The following is a 25,147-nucleotide window of genomic DNA, read 5'->3' as shown; positions in this document are numbered from 1 at the left end:
TAGTGCGCTGAGGGGCAAGCGTTGTCTATTTATCGATTACAAAATCATTAGTAATGTGAGTAGTGCCGGTGGCTATTGCATGCGATGCCAGCGGCTGCTCATCATTGATGAAAAGAATAGGATAAGGCTAAGGACTACCAGTACGCCATCCTGCCAGCCGCGTGTAGGCATCGTTACACCGACAATACTGGCAGTGATATACAGCAAAAGAATAAAACAGAGCCATAGGTAGCTGCGATAGCGCTGCTTTAGTAACCCAGGTAGTACCAATAGCAGTGGTATGGTCTGCAAGCACCACAGGAACAACGAGCCGCCTTCGACGAATAGATTCCAGGCGACAAACAGTACGAGCATGCCGATATAACAAATCCAGTTAATTCGCAGCGCTATCTTGAGCTTGCGCTGTACAGAATCGTTCACACTTTATCCTCTAGTTGTCGCCGTTATGCGCATTATCCAGCGTCTGTGCCAGGCTGCCGACTCGCTTGCCCAGTGCCCGGCACAGGGTTACTTCGTCATCGGAAAGCGATGTGGCGTGTTCACCGGACCAGTGTGAGGCACCATAGGGTGTGCCGCCAGTGCGGGTGCGCATTAAGGCGGCTTCGGAGTATGGGATGCCGGCGATTAACATGCCGTGGTGCAGCAGGGGCAGCATCATGGATACCAGCGTAGTTTCCTGGCCACCGTGAAGACTGCCAGTGGCGGTAAATACCGCAGCCGGCTTACCGGTAAGGCTGCCATCGAGCCAAATATCACTGGTTTGGTCAAGGAAATAGCGAAGCGGAGAGGCCATGTTGCCAAAGCGGGTGGGGCTGCCCATCAGTAAACCGGAGCAATTGCGCAGGTCCTCGATTGTACAGTAGGGGGCACCTTCGGTGGGTACCGGCGGCTCGCTGGCTTCAGTGTCTGGGGATACGCCGGGCACGGTGCGCAGGCGAGCGGTGATCCCGCTGGCCTCTACGCCGCGAGCTAGTTCGGTGGCCATGCGCGCCGTAGCACCGGTGCGGCTGTAGTAGAGGATGAGGACATAGCCTTCGTTGTCCCGATCCATCAGATCAGCCCCAGTACATTTTCAGGGGGCCGCCCTATCACTGCTTTGTCGCCTTTTATAACGATCGGGCGTTGGATCAAAATAGGGTTTTGAGCCATTGCGTCAATTAACTGGGATTCGGCCAGATCTTTGTCTTTCAGATTTAACTGCTTGTAGGGCTCTTCACCAGTGCGCAACAACTGTCGTGCATCAATATCCAGTTTGTGCAGCAACTGCTGAATATCCTCGGCAGAAGGTGGAGTTTGTAGATAGAGAACCACCTCCGGTTCAATACCGTTATCCTGCAATAGCTGTAGGGTTTGGCGGGATTTTGAGCAGCGGGGGTTGTGGTAAATCGTCCACATTGTGGCGGCATCCTGTTACTGTTTGGCGTATTCTAACCGAAGAATGTTGCGGAGTTCTAAGGCGCTTCTGAATAATCCCCCCAACGTCCTGCGGGGTTTTCGGGAGCTCCTTGGCTATTTGGGGCAGTAATACTGCGGCCTGGGCGAGATGTCCAGGCATAGAGAGATCACAATGAGAAGCACCGTAAAGGATTGGGGAAACCACTGGCTGCGCTTTGCGACGTCACTGTGGAAACTGTTTGATGAAAAGGATTGTCGGCAACGCGCGGCTGCTCTCACTTACCTGACACTGTTTGGCATAGTTCCCCTAGTGACGGTGAGCTACGCCATGTTATCACTGTTTCCCGACTTTGCCGGCTTGCAGAGTAGGTTACAGGATCAACTGTTCACCCACTTTTTGCCTCAGAGTGGGCGCGAGATCCAAAAATATATCAGCAGTTTTTCCGAACAGGCACAGCGTTTGACTGGCGTTGGTATCGCGATGCTGATTATTACTGCGGGTTTGACCCTTCGCGGCATCGAGGGGACCTTTAACTCTATCTGGGACGTCCAAAAAGGCCGCAGCGGCGTTTCGAGTTTTCTTTTGTACTGGGCGATATTGAGTCTCGGTCCAATCCTATTAGGGGCGGGACTGGCGACAAGTACTTTTGTCTTTTCTCAAAAATTTTTCTTGGGTGGAGCTGATTCCTTTGAGGTAACTTCGTTGTTATTCAGGATTCTACCGTTTGTTTTCAGCTCCATAGTTTTTACCCTATTGTTCATAGCTGTGCCCAATTGCTATGTCCCGTTGCGCCACGGAATAGAGGGGGGGATCATAATCTCGATTGTTTTCGAGGTTATGAAGTACTTATTCGGCTTGTTGGTAGCGCGGAGTTCGGTCCAGGCAATCTACGGGGCATTCGCTGTTGTTCCCCTGTTCCTGCTTTGGATTTATCTGATGTGGATACTGGTATTGGCCGGCTGTGTGTTGGTGCGCACACTATCGGTTTATCAAGCTGCGACCCAGGAGCGGGAGCATTCTGACCTGGTTGCCCTCCTTATTGTTCTCTGGCAGATGTATAAGAAATGCGCGAAGGGGAGGCCTCTGAAGGAGCGAGATATTTCCCGTATGGGAATCAAGTTTGTTCAGTGGCGAAGGTTGCGGAATATCCTTCAGGCTAATCGTATGGTGACCCAGACTGATCGCAATGATTATGTTTTGCTAAGGGATCTGAATACGGTGTCCCTGGTTGAATTGGCGGGTTGGCTGAGTTCGGATTGGATGCCCAGTGGAATTCCTGCGAGTCTGGATGGATTGCCCTGGTATGGAGAGGTAGAGCAACGCTTTGCCAATGCCAGAGAGTCAACCCGAGAGCAATTAGGTATTACTGTTGGGGAGTTGTTCCTGGAAGCCGAGCAAAAGGAAGCTGAAGATAAGCCCCTTGAGCTGGGCCACGACGGTGGGATTGATGATAAGCAAACAAACTCTGAAACCGGGGGAGAAAGTGGGCCTGATGAAAATAGTCAAAGTGAAGATGACAAGAGCAGCAGCGGTCACCTTTCTTTTGTTGGTATGCGGAATAAGCGCCTGCGCTAAAGACGATAAATCGCTTCTTGCCATTGATGGGGAAGAGTTGGATGTATCGGGTAAGATTTTGTTGGTTAACTATTGGGCAGAGTGGTGTAAGCCCTGTCGAGAGGAGATCCCGGTCCTTAACCAACTGGCCGACGGTAACAACAATGTCGTTGTTGTTGGGGTGAACTTCGACAATTTACCGATTGCGGAAACACAAAAACAGGCGGATAAGTTGGGTATTACTTTTCCCGTTCTAGTGGCCGAACCGCAAGGGCGCTGGGGGCAGGAGAAGCCGGAGGTGCTGCCTTCTACGTTCATTATTGGTACGGATGGACGCTGGCATAAAACATTGGTTGGGCCGCAGGATAGAGACGACTTTATTTCGGCTCTCAATCTATAGCGAGTACTAATGGAGTGCTGGTAAAAGCCGGCGGGGTAACAGTGGATTATTAGAAGCTCCCAAACTTTATAAAACTATAACTAACACATCTATAGGCTTGTGGCGGATCGCTGATAGCATGCCGCCACTTTCCCCTTTTGTTCCGGGTGGGACCCAGACCTTATGCATATCAGTTCATTTGCTTTCCTGCTTCTATTTATTGTTTTTCTATACGGACTTTTTCGCTGGCAGCGAGGCCGTGACTCCCTCGCACCAGCAGTGCTGGCTGGCCTGATTCTTGGGGTTATCTTTGGAAGCACCCTGCAACTGTCTCGCGGATGGGGGGCTGCACCCGCAGAGGTGATACCCTGGGTAGAGATGATAGGGGACAGTTACGTAAATCTATTGTATTTACTCGTGATGCCCCTGGTGCTGACTTCCATATTAGTGGCGGTAGTTAAAGTCAGCCATACCCAGGCGCTGGGCAAAATCAGTATTTCAGTCCTGGGGGTGCTATTAGGAACAACGGCGGTGGCCGCTCTAATTGGCGTGGCTATGGCCGAGCTATTTGGTTTGTCGGCTGCGGGATTGGTTGAGGGTTCCAGGGAAGCTGCGCGAGTGGAAGTACTGAATGAGCGTATTGGCAAGGTCACAGACCTTTCCATTCCTGAGATTATTACCTCTTTTGTGCCGCGCAATATTTTTCTGGACCTGACCGGGGCTCGCTCTACTTCTGTTATAGCGGTGGTTATATTCGCGGTGCTTTTAGGGTTGGCAGCCTTGGCGGTTCGCCGTGAATTTCCCGAAGAGGGCGCAGCGATTGAGCGCTTCGTTCATGTGGCTCAAGTCTGGGTTATGAAGCTGGTGCGACTAGTGATGGCTTTTACCCCTTACGGCGTGATGGCCCTGGTTACAGGCCTGATCGCTAAATCCAGTATGGGGGATATTCTTAACTTATTGAGTTTTGTGCTGGCCTCCTTTACGGCTATTGGTTTGATGTTCCTGGTGCACGGTCTGTTGCTACTTATTAATGGTATCAATCCGCTGCACTATTTCACCAAGGTATGGCCGGTGCTGGTTTTTGCCTTTAGCTCCCGCTCCAGTGCTGCAACTATTCCCCTGAATGTCGAGACTCAGGTAGACCAGCTGCGTACGTCTCCAGCAATTGCCAATTTCTCTGCATCTTTCGGTGCGACTATTGGGCAAAACGGCTGCGCCGGTATTTATCCGGCCATGCTGGCAGTGATGGTGGCAGTGCCGATGGGGATCAATGTATGGGACCCAGTATGGATTGCTACTTTAGTGGCGGTTGTAATGATCAGTTCTTTCGGTATAGCGGGCGTTGGTGGCGGGGCGACCTTTGCAGCCTTGGTGGTACTGCCGGCAATGGGGTTGCCAGTTACTATCGCAGCTCTGCTAATTTCTGTTGAACCTCTGATTGATATGGCGCGAACCGCGCTTAATGTTAACGGCGCTATGACTGCTGGCACCCTGACACAACGCTGGCTCGGCGATGAAGTGCCCGGCCCGGAAGTTGTAGAGGGTTGAACAGAGAATGGTACTTTGTGCACCGATTATTTTTGTCTTCTGATTTCGCCGATTTTTCATAGGAGTCCTGTCAACCAGCTCTGGTGCCTGACGTTATAGTCAGTGCTGTTAACGCATTGAGTTTTTTGTTCACGGAACTGGAGCAACTTATGAATAAACTGATAGGACTGTCAGTACTGGCGCTTAGCCTTGGTTTTCCCCTCTCGCTGCAAGCTGAAAGCAGTGAGGATGATGGACATGATCGCGGCGACCGTATTGAAAATCGTCTCGACAGAAAGGGGGATCGTATTGAAGAGCGCCTCGACGATAGAGGTGATCGTATTAATGAGCGCCTGGACCAGCGGTCTGAGCAGGCTGCCGCTAATGGGAGAGATAAATTAGCTGCACATTTAGATAAAAAAGGTGATCGTATCGATAGGCGCCTGGATAACAAAGGTGAGAAAATAAACGAGCGCCTCGATAAAAAAGGCGAGCGAATAGATAATAGATACGATCGGAAGAACGAACGCGGCGAGCGGACAAAAAAGCACCATCGTAGATCCCGTGACAACAATAACGATTAGTGATTGTTGGTTGTAGCAGGCATTATCTAGTGGGTTGCGGCAAACTAAGGAGCCTCTGAATAATTCCGTGATATTTCTATAGTCTTGGAAGACTGCAGTCGCTAGGCGCAGCCTGCTGATAAAAGCCTTAGTCCTTTGCAAGAGCTATGCAGTAGCTGGGGCCTTCTAAGTCTGTCCTACGGGGATTTCAGAGTGGTTCATACTCTGTGCTGCGACTTCTCAAAAGGTTTAAACACTCCTGTGAAGCCGCGCCTAGACTGTGAGCTGCCCTGACAGCCAAAGAAATATCACGGAATTATTTAGAGGCTCCGCAATAGCCGTAGAAGGATTGCATCCTCGTCAAGGGACCTCAATCGGCTTTTATGGATCAGTTTCTCGCTTCAGTTGAAAAGCGGGCATTCACTATGGCGAAATATGCTGTAGGGGACCGTGATGATGCGCTGGATATAGTTCAGGACTCTATGCTTGCACTCGTCAAAAGCTATAGCTGCCGAGACCGTGCGGAGTGGCGCCCATTATTTTTTACCATTCTTAATAACCGCATAACCGATTGGCATCGTCGCAAGAAAAACCTGTCCCGTTGGCAGCTGTTGAAAGATAAACTTCCTATTAATAGCGAAGGCGATGAATGGGATCTGAGTGAATTTCCCGACCCCAACGGCCGCAGCCCGGATAGTGTCCTAATCGGTGAACGTACGATTGATGCCATTGACCGCGCCATTGAAAAGTTACCTCTGCGTCAACAGCAGGCTTTTTTGTTGCGCTGCGTTGAAGGCTTTAATGTCAGTGAGACAGCAGGGGCTATGGCTTGTAGCGAGGGAAGTGTGAAGACTCACCTCTCTCGAGCATTGCGCAGCCTGCGGGTTCATTTGGAGGCGATGGAATGAGTAATTTAGAAAACAATTCATCGACTAACGAGAAGCGTATACTCGGAGCGGCCAGTGCCGCTGTTATACGTAGAGAGAGATCGCTCGATACGGAAACCCTGGCTGAGTTGCGGCGAATCCGCTCCGCAGCGCAAGATCAAAATAATAAAAAACGGTACTTTTCACTCAACACCTTGTATCCATACCTTCCAGTTACAGCGGCTTCTGCCGCAGTGCTATTTCTTGCTCTATGGTGGCCCAGTTCTGTTATCAATAATGAAAGTCGTACAGAGCTGCTAGTGAGTGGTGATTGGCTGCTGGATGAAGATATGGATATCGAGATGATTGAGGATATGGAGTTTTATCAGTGGTTGGCGGAGGAGTTGGATGGGCACTCTTCGTAGTGTTTTATTCATCATATCTATGTGTGCGCTCGTATTTCCAGGTACTACCGAGGCGGAGGAAGCTGAGCCTCTGCCGGAGGAATTCCTGTTATTCCTGGAAGAGTGGGTCGATGAACAAGGTGATGTCGTTATCCCTGAAGATCCCGAGTTGGTTCAAGGTCCCGGGCAAACCCAAGAAGGCACCAAAAGCAAAGATATATGGCTGGGGGACAGTCATGATTAAAACCCTGGTCGCAACTTGTTTGATGGCAGCCTCTCTGCTTTGGGCTGGTATGGCGTGGTCGGTGGAGTGGAAAAGCCTAAGTGATAGTGATCGCAAGCTGTTGCAGGGCATGGAAGAGCGCTGGCCCAACATGTCTGATAGCCAGCAGGAGAGGTTGTTGCGGGGTGCGCGTCGATGGAACTCAATGAGCCCTGAGCAGCGTGACAATGCTCGGCAGCGCTATGAAAAATGGCAGTCTCTGCCCCAGGAACGCCGTAATCAGCTGCGGGAATCTTATCGACAGTACCGCGCCCTGCCGGAAGGCAGGCGTGAGAGTATCCGTGAGGCTCGTGAGAGATTTCGGCAGATGTCCCCCGAACAGAGAGAGCAAGTGCGCGAGCGCTGGCGGGAAGCCAGGGGCGATAGGAGCGAGCCGCAAAGGCCCAGAGGTGATAGGGCTCGGGGAGAGCGAGCGCAAGGGGATAGACTCAGGGAAGATGGGCCTAGGAGGGATAGGTCCGATGAGAATAGACCTAGAGGAAACCGGCACAGAGAAGACCGACCAAGGGGCGACCGGGCGAGAGGAGATAGGCCCAGAAGGGAACACGAAAGGGGGAGAAGGCACCAGGATTCTCGGCCAAGGCGTGATCGAGAGGCCAGTGACCGACGAGAGGGTGATGAGGAGACTGATAGTTCATCTGGGGCTTCTGAATAGTGCCCTGCCATTCAAATTCCAATCCTGAGAGGCTGGCTTATCGTTTTACCTCGCTACTACGCTGGTACGACAGTGTAATTCAGCGTCTATTCAGATCATCTTAAGTAATCTGGCTCCCGATGATGACTAGCGGGAGATATATCATGCAACTATACAAACAGCTAATCGCGGGTGCGGCAGTTGCGGCACTGGTGGGTCTAAGTTCTACTGCCAGCGCGGGCCCCCGAGGCTATGCTGCGGGTGGCTATGATTATGCGCGAGTTACCGAGGTTACTCCCGTCTACACCGATGTTCAGGTTGTTACACCGAGGACCCAGTGTCGCGATGAACAGGTTGTCTATCGCGAGCCGACTTCCCCGGCAGGTACTGTAGTGGGGGGACTTATAGGTGCTGCAATCGGCAATAACTTAGGCGATCACGGCCACCGTGGACGCTACGGTTATCATCGCAGTCACAATCGTGGCGGCGCCACAATCGCAGGGGCTTTGGTGGGCGCCCTGGTAGGTAACCAGATCAGCCGTGCCAATGCTCCAGTCCACTATGCAACAGAATCCCGTTGCCATGTTGTAGATGAATACTCTACAAGAAGGGAATTAGTCGGATACGATGTCCGCTATCGGTATAATGGGCAAGTTTACTTGACTCGCACTGACCATCATCCGGGCGATAGAATCCGGGTCCATGTCGACGTCTCACCGGCTCTTTGAGACCGGTTGAGGGCGGCAGGGAGTTTATAAAGGGTGGAAAATTGGATATCCACAGGAGCCGCACCGTGAAACTGAATCGTACCTTACTTGGCTTTATTGCTTTTACCGCTGTGTTTTTGCCGGCGCTCTGCAGTGCCACGGTACACAGCTACCCCGCTTATGAGCGGGAGAGTTTCCAGCCCCACTTTCTTCGTGTTCAAGGGGGAGAAATCTCAAGGGATCGGGCTGCTTCAATCGTAAAACAACGCTTTGGTGGAAAAATTCTCGCCATTTCTGAGACCAAGAAACAGGGGCGAGCCGTGTATCGGGTGAAAGGACTGTCGGCCAAAAGCCAGGTTTATGTGGTGTTTGTTGATAAACAGAGCGGCCGTATATCCCGCTAGCAGAATAATTGCGAGCCGCAATAAGGTAATTACTATGCGCGCACTATTAGTTGAAGATGAAGCATTACTGCGGCAGCAGCTGGCAGAGTCCCTGCGCACGGCCGGGTACACTGTTGACGAAGCCCCCGATGGAGAAGAGGCACTTTATCTGGGGAGGGAATATCCCTACGACGTTGCAGTAATGGACCTGGGTTTACCCAAAATTGATGGTATCCAGGTTATTGAAACACTACGCCGTGAAGAGAAGCATTTTCCTATCCTGATTTTAACGGCTCGGGGACACTGGCAGGAAAGGGTCTCCGGCTTGGAAGCTGGCGGGGACGATTACCTGGTAAAACCCTTTCATACTGAAGAACTGCTCGCACGGTTGAATGCCCTGGTTCGCCGTTCCGCAGGTTTCTCATCACCGACGATTAAAGCCGGACCTATCGTTCTGGATACCAGTGCGCAAAGAATTAGCGTGGATGAAGTTGAGTTGGACCTGACTTCATTTGAATACAAGGTACTTGAATATCTGATGCTGCACCCAGATGAGGTGGTATCAAAAACTACTCTGACTGAGCATATCTACGAGCAGGACTGCGATCGGGACAGCAATGTGATAGAGGTGTTCATCGGTCGCCTGCGTAAAAAAATTGATGCAGCGGCCAAGATCAAGCCCATTGAAACTCTGCGCGGTCGTGGCTATCGCTTTGTGATTCCGCAGTGAGATCAGTCGGTTTTTCCCTGCTTTCTTACATTTTGGGTTCCTTAAAGGGCCGCCTGGCCCTGGTTACCAGTCTCGTGCTGATTGGTTTTATCCTTCTCATCTCGGGAGTCCTTGAACATGCCTACCGAACTTCATTAGATGACGCTAAGCAGCGGGAGCTACAGCTCTATATTTACACTCTACTGGCTGTTGCTGAGCCGGAAGGCAACACTCTGACTCTTCCCCCAAGTTTGCCAGAGCAACGCTTTAACCAACCCGATTCAGGTTTGGTTGGGGCCGTTATAGATCGTGAAGGTGAGGTTATCTGGCGGTCGGAGTCGGCGCTGGCAATGCCACAACTGAAGTTCTATCCGCTCTCCCAAGGGCAAGAATCCTATTCACAAGTATCTATTCCGGGGAAAGAAGGCAGCTTTAGCAGCTTTCGCCAAGGCGTTGTTTGGGGGCTGGAAGGTGAAGAGCTGTTTACCTTTGCAGTACTTGAGGATGCGGCTCCGCTTCAGGCCCAGGTGGAACAGTTCCGTTCAACGATGTGGCACTGGCTTGGATTGGGCGGGTTGCTATTAATTTTCGCTCAGTGGCTGGTTCTACGTTGGGGATTTGCGCCGTTAACAGCCTTAGCTAACGCTCTCCAGGAGATGCAGAGTGGGGGTGCAGATCGACTGGAGGGGAATTTTCCTCGGGAACTGCGTCCGTTAACAGATAATTTAAACCTGTTAATTGAAAATGAGCGCCGCCAGAGAGAAAAAACCCGGCATACATTAGCTGACCTGGCCCACAGCCTGAAGACGCCATTAGCGGTATTGAAAGGTCTCAAATTTTCTGGAGATTCAACAACCGCCGGCAAGACGCTAACGGATCAGGTGCAGCGGATGGACAGTATTATCAGCTATCAACTGCAGCGGGCAGTAACCAGTTCGCCGAAATCCATTATACGGGGGACACCGGTCGCGCCACTGCTCCATAAAATACTGGATGCGCTTGAAAAGGTGTATCGCAGTAAGCCGTGTGATGTCGAAAGTTCCTGTGCTGAAAACACCCTGTTTTATGGTGACGAAGGTGACCTGATGGAAGTCCTGGGTAATTTGCTGGATAACGCTTATAAATATGGTGACGGGAAATTATCGGTTGCCGTTGAGAATATGGAAGATACTCGCAAACTGTCTATTCGAATTAAAGACAATGGCCCAGGGCTGGACAGTGAGAAATGGCAAGCGGTTACCCAGCGGGGCGTTCGCGCCGATGAACAGCAACCTGGGCAGGGTATTGGACTTGCCGTGGTAGTGGATATTGTTGAGAGCTATGAAGGGCAAATAAATGCAGCCCCTCTTCCTCAGGGAGGTACGGAAATTACGGTACAACTGTAATTTCCGTTTTGCTCGACAAGTCGTTTAACTAGAACCAATTTTCCTGCATGTCGAAAGGAATGCTATTGCCTGATTTCAGCAGTGCGATAGCTGTCTCTGTTTTTGGTAGCTCCCATTCAAAATAGTATTTCGCAGTGTGTAATTTACCCTGGTAAAAATCCTGAGCTTCACTATTAGGATTCTTTTCCAGTGCTTTTTCTGCGATAACTGCCTGCTGTAGCCACAACCAGGCGACTACGGTACAGCCAAATAAATCCAGGTATAGGGTGGCATTACCCAGGCCGCGATCCACATCTTCCTGAAGCTGGGAGAATAATGCAAAACTTGTCTCATCCAACTTTTCCAGGGCTTCTTCCAGCATTTTGGCCATCGATTCGAGCTTAGGTTTATCCCTGGCCTGCATAATCGTATTGCGGATCTCTGCCTGTAACAGTTGGTAGCCAGCAAGATTTTTTGACGGTACTTTCCGGGCCAGTAAATCCAGGGCATGGATGCCTTCTGTACCTTCGTGAATTGCGTTAAGACGATTGTCTCGATACAACTGCTCTACCGGGTATTCACGAATATAACCCGCTCCCCCCAAAACCTGAATCGCCAACTCATTAGCTTTTAGGCAGTACTTGGAGGGCCAGGATTTTACTATGGGAGTTAGCAGATCGAGCAGTGTTGCAGCATTGTTGCGCTGCTCTTCTGTAGGGGCTGTATGCTCATCCTCGTAAAGTGAGGTGGCATAAACACTCAAGCTTAAGCCACCTTCAGCATAGGCTTTTTGCATCAGTAGCATACGGCGAACATCGGCATGCTGGACGATAGGGACCTGTTTGGATTCAGGATCTCGGTTAGAGGGCATACGCCCCTGCGGGCGGCCTTTGGCGTACTCAAGAGAGTAAGTGTACCCCTGGTATCCAAGTACAGAAGCGCCAGCTCCCACACTGATACGAGCCTCATTCATCATCTGGAACATATACTTCAGGCCCTGGTGGGGTTCACCGATCAGGTAGCCTACAGCGCCACTGTCCTCACCAAAACTCAATACCGTTGATGTGGTATTGCGGTAGCCCATTTTATGTAGCAGGCCTGCGAGTTTTACATCATTGCGTTTTGCTGGATTCCCCTGCTCGTCCAGAAGGAATTTGGGAACCAGAAAAAGTGATATTCCCTTCACACCTGCGGGTGCGCCTTTAATTTTTGCCAGAACCAGGTGAACGATATTCTCAGTGAGGTTTTGATCGCCACCAGAAATATACATTTTCTGCCCATGAATGCGGTAGCTGCCGTCTTCTTCTGGTAGGGCGCTAGTGCGAATATCTGACAGCGCGGAGCCCTGATCCGGTTCAGTTAGTGCCATAGTCCCGGCAAAACGCCCGTCCAACATTTGTGGAAGGAATTGCTTTTTAAGCGATTCGCTGGCGAAAGTGCGTACCAGATTGGCCGCGCCTATGGTCAAGAACGGGTAGCTAGCACTGGCAACGTTTGCTGCAGCCATATAAGCGAGTGCTGTGCGCAGAATAACTTCTGGCAATTGCAGCCCGCCTTCCTCAGCATCACAGTGAGCGGCAAGAAATCCTGCAGAGGCAAAAGCATCCCAGGACTGTTTGGTTTCTTCGATAACGCTGACGTTTTCACCATCAAAGCTCGGTTCAATCTCATCGCCTTTGGCGTTGTGATTAGCGAAAAATTTTTCTGCAATGGTGTGTGCAGTATTCAGTGTTGCATCAAAAATTTCACGGGAATGCTCACTGTACCGAGGGCGATTGATTAGGGCCTCGGTATCTAAAAATTCGTAAAGCAAAAAATCGATTTCACGCTCGTTGAGCAGCTGATGGGCCATGTTTACCTCTTACATTATTCTTTTTGGGTAATCCGTTTAATTTCCAGGTAGTTTTCCATTGAATATTTTTATGCTGGAACACTACGATTCAAGTGTATATGTAAACGTGGAGAGGGTGCACTGGGCAATGACTGATTCTATGAATAGACTTGGCGATTATTAGAGTGCTTTTACTCGGATATTCTTTGAAATACTGGTGCTGCGTCTGCAACGGGCTTTGGTACCACCTTGCGCCACAGCTGGGAGGATAGTTCAGCTGGGCTTTGTCGGCACCCGGAAGCAATCCAGTTGCCCAGTGATTGAGCCACATCAGGCCAAACTATCCGAAGTGGAGGGGGGCAGTTGGTTAGCCACTTGTCGATCGTACAGGCATTTATCTGTTTTACGATTGTGGCCAGTTTGAGCTGATCGAGTGCTTTGGCATTGGCTTCCTGCTCAAATTGATTGGCGAGAGGCCTACTGAGAATGGGTTTTCCCAGAGCCAGGGTTTCAGCCAATAATTCAAATCCGCTATTACAGATTACTGCTTTAGAGGTTGCCAGATCCTTCTGAAAGCCATTAATTGAGGGGGCCTTAACTTGAATATTACTAGAAGTAGGTAAATTGTGGGGTATACCGTAGACGATAAACCGATAGGGCAGCCTGGAAAGTTCGTCCAGCATCGGAATAGGCTGTTCGAAAGGCAAGTAAACTAGAATATGTTCACCCAATTCTTGGGAGAGTCCAGGTTTCTGAGGGACGATTGGCGGTAGTATTGGGTTGCCGAAGTGGTGCCAATGCAAACCGATACTCTCTTGTGTTGGGGCAAATGACTTTAGTACTGTGCGGGATGCCCACTTATTGCGAGGTGCAGGAATCGGGAATTCAAAGGCGTATTGATGGCCGATACCGATGCTGCGTTTTTTCTTAAATTTCGCTGCCCAGGCCGTAACAGGTTCATAGTCACTGATAATTAAATCAAAATTATTAACCGGCAGTGTTCTTATATCCTTGATGAATCTTACTGCATTGATGTTTCGTAGTGTTGCGAAACTATTTAAGCGGCCGTGACTGTGGATAAAAGTCATTCCCTCCCGCCACCAATAGTCTCCAAAAGAAGACATCTCAAATAAGCTTTCTCTAGGACGGCCTGAAAACAACCACTGGACTTCGAGATTTGGATACTTTTCGAATTGCTTAGCCAGCGCACGGGAGCGACTGATGTGCCCATTGCCCGTGGATTGAACGCCGTAAAGTATCTTCATATAAAGGCAGCACTCACAATTAAACTGACACTGGTCCCCAAAATAGCGCCGGCACAAATATCAGACGGGAAATGAACTCCCAGGCCAACTCTGGCGGCTCCGACCCCGGTGGCCCAGATATAACCGAAGCTCCACATGGGGCTCACCTGTATAGACATCGCGGTTATAAATAGGAAGGCGCATGAGGTGTGGCCCGACGGTAAGCTGAAACGATCGTGCGCCACAATTACGGGACGCATGCCCGGAATTGCTTGGGGCGGGCGAAGTCGTCGTGTCGTGTTTTTTATCCCCCAGTACAATCCGCGCTCCAAGGCAACTGCGGTACATGCCAAGTACAGCAGTTGAATGGCTGAATTGAGCCATACATAGGTGAATAAAAGTGCCCCGGCTGCCCACCCATCCCCAGATTTAGATAGCCACAGATAGCGCCGGCGAGAGCTGGGGCGTGATGCCCGCTCAACCATATACAGCACTATGGACACATCAAAACTCTTTAGATTCATCGGTAAGCCTCGCATGCCGACAAGTTACAAATCGATTATTGCACGGACTTGACCGATTTATGTCGCAATAATGAAATCTTGACCAGGCGGGAAGAATAGAATGAAAGAGCTTATTTCAAAGGCTGAAAAATCCAACGATTAGTTGGCGCAAGATTATTCCAATTCAAAATTATAAGTAATTCGATTAATAAACGCTGGGGGTTTTCGGGGTCAGTTGTAAGCTGATAGTACACTTGAGTAGCAGCAAATTAGACAAAAAATTGAGTTGGATTGGGTGCAGGTATAACTGAAGAAAGTTGCTTATCTTATTGGAAAAAATAATAGACAGATAAAGTGACTTTGGAGGAAGCATGGCCCCTCCAAAATTAATGATATTTCAGGCAGGTCAGGCAGCTATGTCAAATGCCTGGACTAATTCAAAGCGTGGAGATTTAACGCCGTTTTTAGAAACTGTTTCATTAAATGTTCTTTGGGGCCTCACCCAGACGCCATAGCCTCCATAAAGGGCTCGGTACACAACCATAACCTCTTCGGATTCACTATGTTTTGCGGTATGTAAAACCTCGTACAGATTTCCTTTGTAGTGACGATATAGGCCGCGTTGCATGGGTACCTCTAACTTACGTGGTGGGGGGCAAGCTGTAACTGTTGGATGCGATTCCCGTGAAGTACAGCAGTGCCTGAATAGCGATGTTCGCCTGTAGAAGTAAACTCAAACTTGTAACTGCGGTGAAGGCTGAAAAATCCCCTCTTATCCTTTTTGATTCGAGTACGAACCAAAAGCACGGTGTCGTCTAACAGTTGGACACCGAGCTGTCGGCAGTGATCAGAAGCGGCTCGCCGGACGTGCTCTTTAGCGGCCATACTGGCCCAGATATACCAAAGAACCACAAAGAACAGGGAAAGCCACAGTATGTCGCTGAGAGTGTAATACATTGCTATACAGTTGCTATGATCGCTTTCCTGCAAGAATACCATTTAAGGAGCGCCAATGTCCGGCACGATTTTAATTACTGGCTGCAATCGCGGAATTGGACTTGAGTTGTGTGCCCAGTTTGCCGAAATTGGTTGGAAGGTCCTGGCTTGTTGCCGGGAACCGAAGAAAGCCGCTGAGCTCGCGATGTTGCAAGAGCGCTACGCCTCGATACAGTTGATTGGCTTGGATGTGACCGACTACGAACAGATGATTTCTCTAGGTAAGGCCTTTCAAGGAGAGCCGATAGACATATTGCTAAACAATGCAGGCTACTACGGGCCGAAGGGCGTGGGATTTGGCGCTGTTGACCGCGCAGAGTGGCGTCGAGTTTTAGAGTCCAACACTATCGCCCCCTATATGATGGCAGAAACTTTTTGTGACAATGTTGCGGCCAGTGAGCACAAGCTAATCGCGGTGATGAGCAGCAAGGTTGGGAGTATCGCTGATAATCGCTCTGGCGGGGGATATATCTACCGAACTTCAAAGACAGCCGTAAACCAGGTTGTTAAAAGCTTATCTATCGATTTAGAGCCGAGAGGAATCACGGTTCTCGCTTTGCATCCGGGGTGGGTTAAAACGGCTATGGGCGGCCCCGGAGCACTGATTTCTGCTGAGGAGAGTGTCGGCGGACTAAAAAATCTGCTTTTATCAGCAACGCCAGCAAAAACGGGTCGATTTTATAACTATGACGGGATAGAAATTCCCTGGTAACGCTTGTAATGGGCTGTGACAAAACTCCTTTGAGAATCTAATAGAATGCAGCTCCCACACTCTGCCGGCCTGAATACGAGGTCGCTTGAGTAGCCTTGATCAGTCGAATTTATGCATTTCAACTTTTTTGCATATGGCCGGCGGGTGAGTCTGTTTTGTCTGCTTCGTGCTACTGCCTGCTGATTGCAAGATTGGGCAAGAATACGGAAGAAGTTTTCTATCCCCCAGAGTGGGAACTACCTGAAAATAGCTTCATATCAAGGAATGGTTCTGATAGATCCTTTCAGAGTGTTGGCGGGTTTTACGTTTTAGGCAAGGAATCTTACCTCTTATCAGGGTGTCTTCGAAGGAGTGGAAATCATGAAGTGGCCCAGTGTTTTAACCAAGCGTAAAAGCTTGTCCCCCCAGTTACTGAAGTCACCAATCCTTGCAATTCTCATTGTTGCGGCACTCGTCGGTTATCTGGGCGGAATGCCAATATGGGTAGCGGTGTTGGGTGTTATTGCCTATTACTCCAGGGGGCGTGATTGGCGGGCAGGTGCCTACAATCTCGCATGTGTGGTGACCGGGCTGGGGTTGGGGTTGGGCGCTCAAACAGCGGCACATAAATGGCAAATTGACCCAAGTATCCTGGTTGGGCCGATTGCACTTCTCTTCTCGATTATCAGTGTATGGGCAATGGGAATGGTGACCGGTATTAGGAATGTCACCAGCTATGCCATTGGTATCATTATTGCGTTTCTTGCGCAGTTGGACATTACCTTGGATGCCTACTTTCAACTGATTGCAACGGTATCCATCGGTGCAGCATTTGCCGGCCTGATTGATATTTTATGGCCGCGTCAGCAACGAGCAGTAAGGACTTGTTGAAAGATGAATCTGAGTGCTTGAGAGAAAGGGTTGTAAGGGGTTCAGTAAGATTGAATAGAGGTGTAGTTCAATGTTAAAACGTATATTGCTATCTACAGCAATGGTATTTGTTACGGCTTTGGCGTTTACTGAACCCTATGAGTCTGAAAGTAGTATCGAAATGGAATACTACAGAACACTTCTTCATTGATGTAATTCGTTTCTTATCTATTTTTTTACCTTGGATTGTAGGAGCCAGTTGTGAAGGAAGAATTTTGGCATGATAAGTGGAAAAGAAATGATATTGGCTTTCACGAGGCGGCCGGCAATTCGTTGTTGACAGAATTCTTTTCCAGTCTCTCTCTGTCTCCGGGTGATCGGATTTTCTTGCCGCTATGTGGCAAAACGAAAGATATTGCTTGGTTATTAGAACAGAATATCTCAGTCGTTGGCTGTGAACTCAATGAGGAGGCCGTGAAGCAGCTCTTCAGTGAAATGGCAGTAATCCCACAGGTAAGCCAGGTTGGTAATCTGAAGTGCTACTCTGGTGCCAACATCGATATTTTTGTTGGCAACATATTCGATTTGGGTAGAGAGGAGTTGGGGCCGGTTGTAGCGATTTATGATCGGGCTGCACTGGTAGCCCTCCCCACAGATATTCGTGAGCAATATGTCAGACACTTAATGGCTATTACCCAGGTCGCACCTCAACTCCTCGTATCCTTCGAGTATGAACAAACTCAGATGCCTGGCCCACCTTTTTCTGTTGGGAGCCGTTTGATTTATGAATATTATGATGCCGATTATAGCCTACAAGTATTAGCGACAAGAGACGTTGTTGGTGGACTTAAAGGCAAGATTCCTGCAAGAGAAGAGGCATGGTTGTTAACTCCAAAGTGATAATGGCTTTCTCTGCAAGTTAAATTTCTGGCAGGGAATGAGAGCCAAGTATTAGTTTTTCCTTTTTTGATTTTGGCCACTTCTTAATGGCTATTTCCATTTTCAAGGCGGTTGATTTATCGGGTAGCCCCACAGAGAACACGAGCGTAAGGGGCCCCTTACCTCGTAGTGCTTTTGCCGCCTTTGGGCCATCACTACAGTGCTCAGCAAAACGCCTCTCCAAATCATTGGTTATACCGGTATAGAGTGTTCCTCTGGCCGTTCGAACAAGATAGAGAAACCAATTCACGCCCAGCTCTTCCTTCTTTTTTATATGGCCCATAGATTCAAGAAAATAAATCCTGCTGCTCATTAGTGCGAGGCGGCGGCTTGAACTGGGAGCAATCCAAGGTAAGGCGCCGATGATCCAAGCCCAGCTTTTTCATTGCCACTTGAAAGCGTCTTTGGAGTAGTTGAGCAAATATGCCTGTGCCAGTTCGCCTTTGGGAAAATTCACTTTGATAATCCTTACCTGCACGGCTTTGCTGCACCAGGCTCATGACATGCTTTGCTCTTTCTGGGTAGTGTACCTCTAACCATTCCCGAAATAGAGGGGCAACTTCATAGGGGAGGCGCAATAGGATATATGCGGCTCTTACAGCCCCTGATTCCCGTGCAGCTGAAAGAATCGATTCCAGTTCACAGTCATTGAGAGCGGGGATCATAGGCGCAGCGAGTACTGCGGTAGGAATGCCCGCTGTACTCAGCTGTTCAATTGTTCGCAGACGAGCAGCAGGGCCAGCGGTCCTTGGCTCAAGCTTGCGCTTAAGGGCATTATCTAGTGTGGTCACACTAATGGCGACTTGGGCCAAGTTATCTTGTGCCATTTCTGCCAGCAGTGGGAGGTCCCGCAAGATTAGCTGGCTTTTGGTGACAATGGTTACCGGCTGGCGAAACTCCTGCATAAGCTCCAACAAACTACGGGTTATCTCTTTCTCTCGTTCCAGAGGTTGATAGGGATCGGTATTGGCTCCCAGAGCGATGGGACTGCACTGGTAGCTGCTCTTTCGTAGCGCTTTCTCTAAAAGCTCAGCAGCATTTGGCTTGTAGAAAATCTTGGTCTCGAAATCGAGGCCTGGCGATAAATCCATATAGGCATGGGCTGGGCGGGCATAGCAATAGATACAACCATGCTCACATCCCCTGTAGGGGTTTATCGATTGGGAGAAAGGGATATCTGGTGATTGATTAGTTGAGATAATAGTTTTCGCCTTTTCCTCAATGGATGAGGTTATTAGTCTCACCGGCTGATCAGGCTCCACTTGCCAGCCATCAGTTTCACGGGAGCTGGAAAGTTCAGCAAAGCGCCCAGGGAGGTTAGAAGCGGTTCCTCGGCCCTTGCATGGGGATGGCGCTTTAGTGGAAGGATGATCTGACATTTTTTTAGCGATAACTGTATTAATGTACAGTTTACGCCTTAATTTTGAAGGATTGCAAGCCTTAGCGGATTTACCTGGAGAGGAAAATAAGTCTGGATTTGGTTTCCCTAAGAGGCAATGCCTCTTAGGGTCTAATTGTGCTCTTAGATGCTGTTTAGGCAGTGACTGCGGGGTTATATTTCGATTCCATTGTCAGCCCGGGTCTTTCGTCATCCCAAATCATATGCACTACCTTCCAGGATTCGCCATCGTTCAATAGCTGGATACTGTTTATCCCTCTTTTTAGGAATTGGGTTTTCTCCTTATCGCTCCAGGCCTCATAAGCACTGAAGACGTGAGCAATATTTCCAAATTGCTCGATAATGTTGTGTATTTCAGTTTCATAGAAAGGACGATCTGCAATTAGATTTTCAAAATTTTCTGGATATTCTTGGACGCTGAGGATCGTAGACTGGGGCTTGCCATTGCTATCCACAAATGTGCGTATCATTTTTGCATCAGGGGAAAATAATGATGCCTGTCTTTCCCAGTCTCGCTGAAAACCCGAAGGACCAGAGATTCCACTATATAGTTCGTCAATAACCTCTTGTATTCTCATGTTATTTTTCATATTTCTATCCTTGTCTAATTTCAATTGAGAACTTTGATTATCTAGCTGGTGACCTTGAGTTAATATTTGACTCTATTTTGTATATTGAAAATACCCATGGCGGCTTGTTTGAATATTTAGCGCTATCATTAGTGAGCAGATTCAAAGCTGTCATTATGATATCAACTGAAAGTGAGCTTATCTACAAAGCCGCTAGGTGTACATTGCTACGAAATAGTGTGTTACTTCTCTTCTTATGCCGTAATTGTTTGATTTATATGTACTTTTATTATTTTCTATAATTGGTATGAATGCCTATTAGGTACGGTAGCTTCAACCATGAAATCGGAGATACCCTCTCGGGAGATGGGACGCCAAGAAGCTCTTTTTGTAGAGCTGTCTAGGCAGTCAAAAGGGGGCTTGCAACTTATTTCTTTTATTCGAGTTGGTGAGCCTCTAGCAATTGATACGCTACGTTCTGGCCTTAAAGTACTACACCAGTATCATCCCCTCTTGCGAGCCCGAGTCGAGAAAGATAATAAATATCGGTGGGTTTGTGATGTGGATTTTTCCGAAATCCCTATAGATGTGTACCGGCTAGATGAGGAGATGGATTTTGAGAAAGAATACTCAAATCAAGCCAAAAAATATATAGATAGTGATAGATATGCATATTGTCTAAGTATATTTTGCAATCAAGAAGGTTTGGTTCAGTGGGTTATTGTCAATAATATTCATGCGATTATGGATGGTCGTTCTATTATGACTCTGTTTTTGCAGTTGGATCAGTTAGTGCAAAAAAATAAACCCTTTAGAGACAATAAAACGCTACCTCTTAGGGAAAGCATCGCTAAAAATTTAGAAGTCGCTGGATATGTAGGTGAAAACCATATATTTCATGAGGCGGATGATCAATAATTAAGCTGGCCTGTTGAGAAGGTTGCACCGGCAAGTAAACGGCAGGCTGGTGCAATAGCGAGACTATTGTGTCCTGAAGATCTCCATCAGCTAGCAAAAATAGGTAAAGACCGAGGAGTAAAGTTAACTGCAATTCTTTGTGCAATTGCTTCAGTAGTCCTACCAACCTATAAAAAGGGAGAGGAGATTATTTTAGCTTTAGATGGAAGAGGCTTATGTACCCCCCGATCCCATTAGAGCATATTGGTTCGTTTTCGCAAACTACTCAGTTATCTATTCCTGAAGATCCTACATCGGTTGATATCATAGATTATGCTGAAAATTTACAGTCCCAAATATACACGGTACTAACTAAACAACGTCCGATGGCAAAAAAAATAGTGTCTGAATACACTGTTACTGAAGTGGAGAATATGGCGAGAGAGACAATCTTAGGCTCTGAATCGTTCTTTGCTGGTATTTGCGTATCTAATGTAGGAAGTTTGAACAAATTAGGTGGGAGGATGAAGTTTTTTGATATCGAAAAAGGAATGGTGACTCAAACTAATGGGCTAAACCCATTGACGGTCATTTCGTATACAACCAATAAGAATTCGGTTTTTGTGTTTGGTTACTGTGAACCACTTTTGAGTCGAAACAGTGTTCTTCTGTATATAAAGCAGTATATGGATATTATTGGTGGTCTAATTCATTAATTTTTATACAGAGTTTCTAGAATGCTTTCTTATTTTTATGTGAGGGTTTCAAAAGAAGATTGAATTATTCTTGTGTTGTTTAAGCTATCAATTTAAATACATAGATTGCTAGTCGCATTTGCTTTTTCTTACCCGGTTGCGGTGAGTTTCTCCATAGTGGTGATGACGGTTTGGTGCAAAGGAATTCTTGTAGAGGTTATTTAAAATTGCTTTTCATACGAAGGTTAGTTGAATTCTATTTAAGTGAGGGATAATAAGATATCTATCCATTAGCAATGTATTTTTAATCTTTTATCTGTATAGACGAAGGAATCAATTGATTGTTAACTGTATTGTGATTGTGCTGGCTGTCTTAGTGATACGCTCTCTGTATCAATAGCCAATATCAACAAACAGTTTCTAACTATTTTCCTATACTGAGGAGAGTGCTTCTTGTATCACTGGTGATCTACCCATTAGCAAATATGAGGCCTGCATGGAGAATGAGCCACTCTCACGTGAGTTGGGGCCCCAAGAAGCTCTATTTATTGAATTGACTAATGAGTCTCGTGGTGGAACTCAGCTAATATCGTTTGTTCGTCTCTGCGATTCTGTTACTGTCGAGCAGTTATGCAAGGGCTTTATCTTTTTGCATGGAAAACACCCAATGCTTCGGGCGAGGATCAAAATGGGCGCCAAGCCTTTTTGGGTTTGTGATGTCAGCTTTGAAAAGGTGCCTCTAAGCATAAAGCAGTTAAATGAACCGTTAGAATACGAAAGTGAATACCTTTGGCAGCAAAATCAATTTATTGACATAGAAAACTGCGCCTATGGGGTTACCTTGCATGTTAATGTGAATGGTGAAGTTAAGTGGGTCATCATTGTTAGTAATCATGCTGCATTGGATGGCCGGTCAATAATGGCACTTTTTCGTGATTTAGACAGCTTTCTGGAGAGGGAGGGAAGCTATATTAGCCAAGAACCTAAGCCGTTAAGGAAAAGTGCGGGTGAGTATCTTCACTTGGCTGGGTTTAAGGATGTTGATTTATTTAGCATACAGAAATCCAATAGCTGTAGAAGATGGGAAGTAGAGCAAGCGGCACCTATTGAAGATAGAAAAGGACACTCAATTCTTAAATTGATGCCTCCTGAAGTAGCAGAAGCTCTATCACAAACTGCTAAAAATTGGGGAGTTTCACTAAGTTCATTGTTTAGAGCTGTAGCCGTTTGCGCTGCGCAGAGCATGCCTACTTTCCCAGGGGAGGCTGAAATAGTTGTAACGTTAGATATTCGTGGACTATGCAAGCCATCAGTAAGCTTGGATGAAGTCGGATCCTTTTCGGCAACGGCCAATTTATGTGTTACAGAAGAGATGCTTTCTAAAAGTCTAAAGTCTCTAGCTAAAGGCTTAGATAAACAGCTGCGTTTGATTTTGAATAAAGAGGCTCCATTTGCAATAAGCTTTGATACTCATTACGAATTTTCTGATGTGAAAAATTTTGCAAAAATGTTGACGGCAGAAAGCACTGTATTTCCATCTGGTATTTGTGTTTCTAATGCCGGCAATATGCAGCGGCTAGCCGGAGAGCTTCGATACTTTGAAATTGAGTCAGGCATGGTCGTACAAACCCATGCCGCACACCCGCTAATGGTAATTACGTATACCACCAGTAGAAACGCTATTTTTGTATTTGGATACTGTGAGCCATTAACTAGCCATGAGAGTGCGCACTTGTATGTGGAGTCTTATATAAAACTTGTAAAGTCTCTACTTGTAGATGGGCGTGTTCAGTGAGGATGTGTCTGTATTCGAAGTTAGAATGCACTGGCAATGGGAGTGGATAGGTGAATGATATAGTCACTGTTGTAGGGCAGGGGTTATATCTCGCTGCCGCTGCAGTTATTGGACTGGGCATTGCAAGGATCTTACGTATTGATAATACACTTGGCTGCCTTGTCGCAGGAGTGCTGGCGGCTTTGTTGCTTCCCATAATTGACTATGATACAGGTTTGCGTGCAACCAGTATCAGAGAGCTGGTATTCTTTGTTATTTTACCGGTATTAATTTTTGAGTCCGCCTGGCAGCTGGAACCCAAAGTCTTAAAGCGCTGGATTGGACCTGTACTGTTATTCTCTACACTCGGTTTGGTTATTTGTGCAGTTCTTATTGCAGCAATTACTTATTACGGCATTGGTCATCCGGAGGGTTTTCCTTGGGTAGCGGCCATGCTAACCGGGGCTATTTTAGCGGCTACTGACCCTGTTTCTGTAGTTAATAAGTTGCGTCAGGAAAAAACAGGAGAAGATCTCTTAACCTTGGTGGATGGAGAGAGCCTCTTCAATGATGCTGCAGCTGTAGTGCTCTATTCGTTAGTATTAGGGCTAGCTACCTATGGTATTGTAGAAAGCTCGTCGATGGGGGCTGCAGCTCCTTCGTTGGACGCGACTTCAGTGACACTATATTTTTGCATGGTATTTTTCGGTGGCGTTGCGATTGGGCTTATTTTTGGCTTGATAACCACTCTTGTCATATTGTTTCTACGATCTCCCAGTGCGGCTTTAATGACTTTAGTAATCGCTGCATTTGGTAGTTTCTATTTGGCGGAAAGTATCTTTCATGTATCAGGTATCATTTCGGTAATGATATGTGCAATTGTTGCTCGAGCGTGCTTAAGCAAGCAAAATAACACCTATTTGATTCATGCGGGTCCAACCTGGGAGTGGATGGGGTTGTTTTTTACCGGCATTATTTTTGTGATTATGGGATTGGTGATAACTTTTGAGATGTTTACCCACCAATGGCTGGCAATGCTTATTGCTACAGCGGCTGCTTTAGGAGCTAGAGCATTATCTGTATTCTTAGTGGCACCTCTGACTCGCTTTGTTGGCCCCCCGATACCGAAATCCTGGCGTCTGTTAATGAGCTGGGGCGGGCTCCGAGGGGTTATTGCGGTCGCTTTGGTGCTTTCTCTTCCAGTTGAATTGCCCTATTGGTGGACAATTCAATCTATGGTATTTGGCGTGGTCCTTTTCTCCTTGTTGGTACAGGGGACTACCAGTGGCCGCTTGATTCATAAATTAAACCTTTGAGCTAAGGTTCCAAGTCATACAGCCTTTAGGCTAATAGCGGTTGGGTTATCAGCAATTAACCACACAGCGACAAGAAGCAGACTGAGTGCAAAAAGCTTGTTTTGCAGATTTCTATTTTTATCGCTGATAAGTGCTTTCGATAAGGTCCGACCAAAAGCGATCCATGAGAAATGTGTTACAAAGTTGAGTATGGTGATCATAATAATCAAGGTGATAACACTGCTTTCATTGCTCTCCTCTTGCTTTGGTGCGAATACAGAGAACATAGTAATTACTATCATCCAAGCTTTAATGTTCATACTTTGAATCAGCATTCCCTGCCAAATACTTACCGATTTAGTGGTAGTTTTTCCAGGCTTTCTATTAGGCTTTATAAAAACGTAAGCAAGGTAAATTAAGTAGATGGCACCAGTCCACTGTAAGATGGTCATTACCATAGGGTAGTGAATTAGCCAGCTCATAAATCCGAAGCCAACCAATAAGGCCTTCATTAGAAATACAATGTCTATGCCTGCCAGTAAAGGTAAGGAGCGACGAATACCCAAGCTGGCTCCGGCTGCTGCAAAGGTGATATTGGCAGGTCCCGGGCTAAAAATTAGTGGGAACATTACTGCCAGCCAGGCTAATAGAAATTCTAAGCTCATATATATTACT

General features: G+C 47.6%; 31 protein-coding genes. 19 read left to right on the top strand and 12 right to left on the bottom strand.

Annotated elements, in window-relative coordinates:
- Positions 1 to 72: 72 nt before the first annotated feature.
- The 3 genes from ACJJI6_RS10000 to arsC are packed head-to-tail and all read right to left on the bottom strand — an operon-like array spanning position 73 to position 1,395.
- Positions 73 to 420, bottom strand: a complete 348-nt coding sequence (locus tag ACJJI6_RS10000; protein WP_445354740.1) for a DUF2069 domain-containing protein — start codon at positions 418 to 420, stop codon at positions 73 to 75.
- A gap of 10 nt (positions 421 to 430) precedes the next feature.
- Entirely contained in the window at positions 431 to 1,051 is a 621-nt protein-coding gene (wrbA, locus tag ACJJI6_RS09995) for an NAD(P)H:quinone oxidoreductase (RefSeq protein ID WP_413664963.1), read from the bottom strand.
- Positions 1,051 to 1,395, bottom strand: coding sequence for an arsenate reductase (glutaredoxin) (gene arsC / locus ACJJI6_RS09990; RefSeq protein WP_282931887.1), 345 nt, complete (start codon positions 1,393 to 1,395; stop codon positions 1,051 to 1,053). The genes wrbA and arsC overlap by 1 nt, the downstream gene beginning before the upstream one ends.
- Positions 1,396 to 1,567: 172 nt before the next feature.
- Here arsC and ACJJI6_RS09985 point away from each other — a divergent pair, with 172 nt between their 5' ends.
- From ACJJI6_RS09985 to ACJJI6_RS09930, 12 genes are all read left to right on the top strand, one after another.
- Positions 1,568 to 2,971 (top strand): YihY family inner membrane protein, encoded by a 1,404-nt coding sequence (locus tag ACJJI6_RS09985; protein ID WP_475713284.1) that lies wholly within the window; start codon positions 1,568 to 1,570, stop codon positions 2,969 to 2,971.
- Positions 2,889 to 3,350: a TlpA family protein disulfide reductase gene (locus ACJJI6_RS09980; protein ID WP_475713283.1), complete on the top strand. Its 462-nt coding sequence runs from the start codon at positions 2,889 to 2,891 to the stop codon at positions 3,348 to 3,350. Before ACJJI6_RS09985 ends, ACJJI6_RS09980 begins: the two co-directional genes overlap by 83 nt.
- Positions 3,351 to 3,512: 162 nt before the next feature.
- Positions 3,513 to 4,877: an L-cystine transporter gene (locus tag ACJJI6_RS09975; protein WP_475713282.1), complete on the top strand. Its 1,365-nt coding sequence runs from the start codon at positions 3,513 to 3,515 to the stop codon at positions 4,875 to 4,877.
- A 149-nt stretch (positions 4,878 to 5,026) separates the two neighbouring features.
- Positions 5,027 to 5,440 carry a hypothetical protein gene (locus tag ACJJI6_RS09970; RefSeq protein WP_444912517.1) on the top strand — a complete coding sequence of 138 codons (414 nt, stop codon included), beginning with the start codon at positions 5,027 to 5,029 and terminating at the stop codon, positions 5,438 to 5,440.
- A 362-nt stretch (positions 5,441 to 5,802) separates the two neighbouring features.
- On the top strand, positions 5,803 to 6,327 hold the full coding sequence (locus ACJJI6_RS09965) for an RNA polymerase sigma factor (RefSeq protein ID WP_444912518.1): 525 nt from the start codon (positions 5,803 to 5,805) through the stop codon (positions 6,325 to 6,327).
- The gene (locus ACJJI6_RS09960; protein ID WP_413664969.1) at positions 6,324 to 6,710 is read left to right on the top strand and encodes a hypothetical protein; all 387 of its coding nucleotides are present in this window, start codon (positions 6,324 to 6,326) and stop codon (positions 6,708 to 6,710) included. The genes ACJJI6_RS09965 and ACJJI6_RS09960 overlap by 4 nt, the downstream gene beginning before the upstream one ends.
- A complete protein-coding gene (locus ACJJI6_RS09955; protein WP_444898060.1) occupies positions 6,694 to 6,933 on the top strand; it encodes a hypothetical protein in 240 nt (79 codons plus the stop codon). Before ACJJI6_RS09960 ends, ACJJI6_RS09955 begins: the two co-directional genes overlap by 17 nt.
- Positions 6,926 to 7,627 (top strand): DUF3106 domain-containing protein, encoded by a 702-nt coding sequence (locus ACJJI6_RS09950; RefSeq protein WP_475713281.1) that lies wholly within the window; start codon positions 6,926 to 6,928, stop codon positions 7,625 to 7,627. Before ACJJI6_RS09955 ends, ACJJI6_RS09950 begins: the two co-directional genes overlap by 8 nt.
- 143 nt (positions 7,628 to 7,770) lie before the next feature.
- Positions 7,771 to 8,334, top strand: coding sequence for a glycine zipper 2TM domain-containing protein (locus ACJJI6_RS09945; protein WP_475713280.1), 564 nt, complete (start codon positions 7,771 to 7,773; stop codon positions 8,332 to 8,334).
- 65 nt (positions 8,335 to 8,399) lie between these two features.
- Positions 8,400 to 8,717 (top strand): PepSY domain-containing protein, encoded by a 318-nt coding sequence (locus ACJJI6_RS09940; RefSeq protein WP_282931896.1) that lies wholly within the window; start codon positions 8,400 to 8,402, stop codon positions 8,715 to 8,717.
- 34 nt (positions 8,718 to 8,751) lie between these two features.
- The gene (locus tag ACJJI6_RS09935; RefSeq protein WP_444898058.1) at positions 8,752 to 9,426 is read left to right on the top strand and encodes a response regulator transcription factor; all 675 of its coding nucleotides are present in this window, start codon (positions 8,752 to 8,754) and stop codon (positions 9,424 to 9,426) included.
- Positions 9,423 to 10,790 carry an ATP-binding protein gene (locus tag ACJJI6_RS09930; RefSeq protein ID WP_475713279.1) on the top strand — a complete coding sequence of 456 codons (1,368 nt, stop codon included), beginning with the start codon at positions 9,423 to 9,425 and terminating at the stop codon, positions 10,788 to 10,790. The genes ACJJI6_RS09935 and ACJJI6_RS09930 overlap by 4 nt, the downstream gene beginning before the upstream one ends.
- 28 nt (positions 10,791 to 10,818) lie before the next feature.
- On the opposite strand, the gene ACJJI6_RS09925 is transcribed toward ACJJI6_RS09930, so the two are convergent.
- The 5 genes from ACJJI6_RS09925 to ACJJI6_RS09905 all read right to left on the bottom strand — a co-directional run bounded on the left by ACJJI6_RS09925 (position 10,819) and on the right by ACJJI6_RS09905 (position 15,346).
- Positions 10,819 to 12,621: an acyl-CoA dehydrogenase gene (locus ACJJI6_RS09925; RefSeq protein WP_475713278.1), complete on the bottom strand. Its 1,803-nt coding sequence runs from the start codon at positions 12,619 to 12,621 to the stop codon at positions 10,819 to 10,821.
- Positions 12,622 to 12,791: 170 nt separating this feature from the next.
- Positions 12,792 to 13,865 (bottom strand): MJ1255/VC2487 family glycosyltransferase, encoded by a 1,074-nt coding sequence (locus ACJJI6_RS09920; RefSeq protein WP_475713277.1) that lies wholly within the window; start codon positions 13,863 to 13,865, stop codon positions 12,792 to 12,794.
- Positions 13,862 to 14,347, bottom strand: a complete 486-nt coding sequence (locus tag ACJJI6_RS09915; protein ID WP_475713276.1) for a phosphatase PAP2 family protein — start codon at positions 14,345 to 14,347, stop codon at positions 13,862 to 13,864. Before ACJJI6_RS09915 ends, ACJJI6_RS09920 begins: the two co-directional genes overlap by 4 nt.
- Positions 14,348 to 14,753: 406 nt before the next feature.
- Positions 14,754 to 14,975 carry a DUF1653 domain-containing protein gene (locus tag ACJJI6_RS09910; RefSeq protein WP_444898053.1) on the bottom strand — a complete coding sequence of 74 codons (222 nt, stop codon included), beginning with the start codon at positions 14,973 to 14,975 and terminating at the stop codon, positions 14,754 to 14,756.
- An 8-nt stretch (positions 14,976 to 14,983) separates the two neighbouring features.
- Complete coding sequence (locus ACJJI6_RS09905) at positions 14,984 to 15,346, bottom strand: DUF3301 domain-containing protein (RefSeq protein WP_444898052.1); 363 nt, start codon at positions 15,344 to 15,346, stop codon at positions 14,984 to 14,986.
- Between the two features lie 13 nt (positions 15,347 to 15,359).
- On the opposite strand from ACJJI6_RS09905, the gene ACJJI6_RS09900 reads away from it, so the two are divergent.
- The 3 genes from ACJJI6_RS09900 (at position 15,360) to tmpT (ending at position 17,804) form a co-directional block, all read left to right on the top strand.
- On the top strand, positions 15,360 to 16,055 hold the full coding sequence (locus ACJJI6_RS09900) for an SDR family oxidoreductase (RefSeq protein WP_475713275.1): 696 nt from the start codon (positions 15,360 to 15,362) through the stop codon (positions 16,053 to 16,055).
- 360 nt (positions 16,056 to 16,415) lie between these two features.
- Positions 16,416 to 16,925: a DUF1097 family protein gene (locus tag ACJJI6_RS09895; RefSeq protein WP_413664981.1), complete on the top strand. Its 510-nt coding sequence runs from the start codon at positions 16,416 to 16,418 to the stop codon at positions 16,923 to 16,925.
- Positions 16,926 to 17,165: 240 nt separating this feature from the next.
- Positions 17,166 to 17,804 carry a thiopurine S-methyltransferase gene (gene tmpT / locus ACJJI6_RS09890; RefSeq protein WP_475713274.1) on the top strand — a complete coding sequence of 213 codons (639 nt, stop codon included), beginning with the start codon at positions 17,166 to 17,168 and terminating at the stop codon, positions 17,802 to 17,804.
- A gap of 19 nt (positions 17,805 to 17,823) precedes the next feature.
- Here the strand turns inward: tmpT and ACJJI6_RS09885 are convergent, their stop codons facing one another.
- The 3 genes from ACJJI6_RS09885 to ACJJI6_RS09875 form a co-directional block, all read right to left on the bottom strand.
- Positions 17,824 to 18,156, bottom strand: coding sequence for a GIY-YIG nuclease family protein (locus ACJJI6_RS09885; protein WP_444957156.1), 333 nt, complete (start codon positions 18,154 to 18,156; stop codon positions 17,824 to 17,826).
- Positions 18,131 to 19,222 carry a PA0069 family radical SAM protein gene (locus tag ACJJI6_RS09880; RefSeq protein WP_475713273.1) on the bottom strand — a complete coding sequence of 364 codons (1,092 nt, stop codon included), beginning with the start codon at positions 19,220 to 19,222 and terminating at the stop codon, positions 18,131 to 18,133. The genes ACJJI6_RS09885 and ACJJI6_RS09880 overlap by 26 nt, the downstream gene beginning before the upstream one ends.
- Positions 19,223 to 19,376: 154 nt before the next feature.
- Positions 19,377 to 19,832, bottom strand: coding sequence for a Cif family virulence factor (locus ACJJI6_RS09875; RefSeq protein WP_475713272.1), 456 nt, complete (start codon positions 19,830 to 19,832; stop codon positions 19,377 to 19,379).
- A gap of 345 nt (positions 19,833 to 20,177) precedes the next feature.
- On the opposite strand from ACJJI6_RS09875, the gene ACJJI6_RS09870 reads away from it, so the two are divergent.
- From ACJJI6_RS09870 to ACJJI6_RS09855, 4 genes are all read left to right on the top strand, one after another.
- Positions 20,178 to 20,729 (top strand): condensation domain-containing protein, encoded by a 552-nt coding sequence (locus ACJJI6_RS09870; protein WP_475713271.1) that lies wholly within the window; start codon positions 20,178 to 20,180, stop codon positions 20,727 to 20,729.
- A 215-nt stretch (positions 20,730 to 20,944) separates the two neighbouring features.
- Positions 20,945 to 21,424, top strand: coding sequence for a hypothetical protein (locus tag ACJJI6_RS09865; RefSeq protein WP_475713270.1), 480 nt, complete (start codon positions 20,945 to 20,947; stop codon positions 21,422 to 21,424).
- Positions 21,425 to 21,899: 475 nt separating this feature from the next.
- The gene (locus tag ACJJI6_RS09860; protein WP_475713269.1) at positions 21,900 to 23,198 is read left to right on the top strand and encodes a condensation domain-containing protein; all 1,299 of its coding nucleotides are present in this window, start codon (positions 21,900 to 21,902) and stop codon (positions 23,196 to 23,198) included.
- A gap of 50 nt (positions 23,199 to 23,248) precedes the next feature.
- Positions 23,249 to 24,493, top strand: coding sequence for a cation:proton antiporter (locus ACJJI6_RS09855; RefSeq protein ID WP_413664988.1), 1,245 nt, complete (start codon positions 23,249 to 23,251; stop codon positions 24,491 to 24,493).
- Between the two features lie 14 nt (positions 24,494 to 24,507).
- On the opposite strand, the gene ACJJI6_RS09850 is transcribed toward ACJJI6_RS09855, so the two are convergent.
- A complete protein-coding gene (locus ACJJI6_RS09850; protein ID WP_413664989.1) occupies positions 24,508 to 25,137 on the bottom strand; it encodes a LysE family translocator in 630 nt (209 codons plus the stop codon).
- Positions 25,138 to 25,147: the final 10 nt, after the last annotated feature.

This window comes from Microbulbifer maximicatervae (SeqCode), from assembly GCF_056232625.1.
Note: the sequence above shows the minus strand (reverse complement) of the source record. Positions and strands in the feature narration are given on the sequence as shown.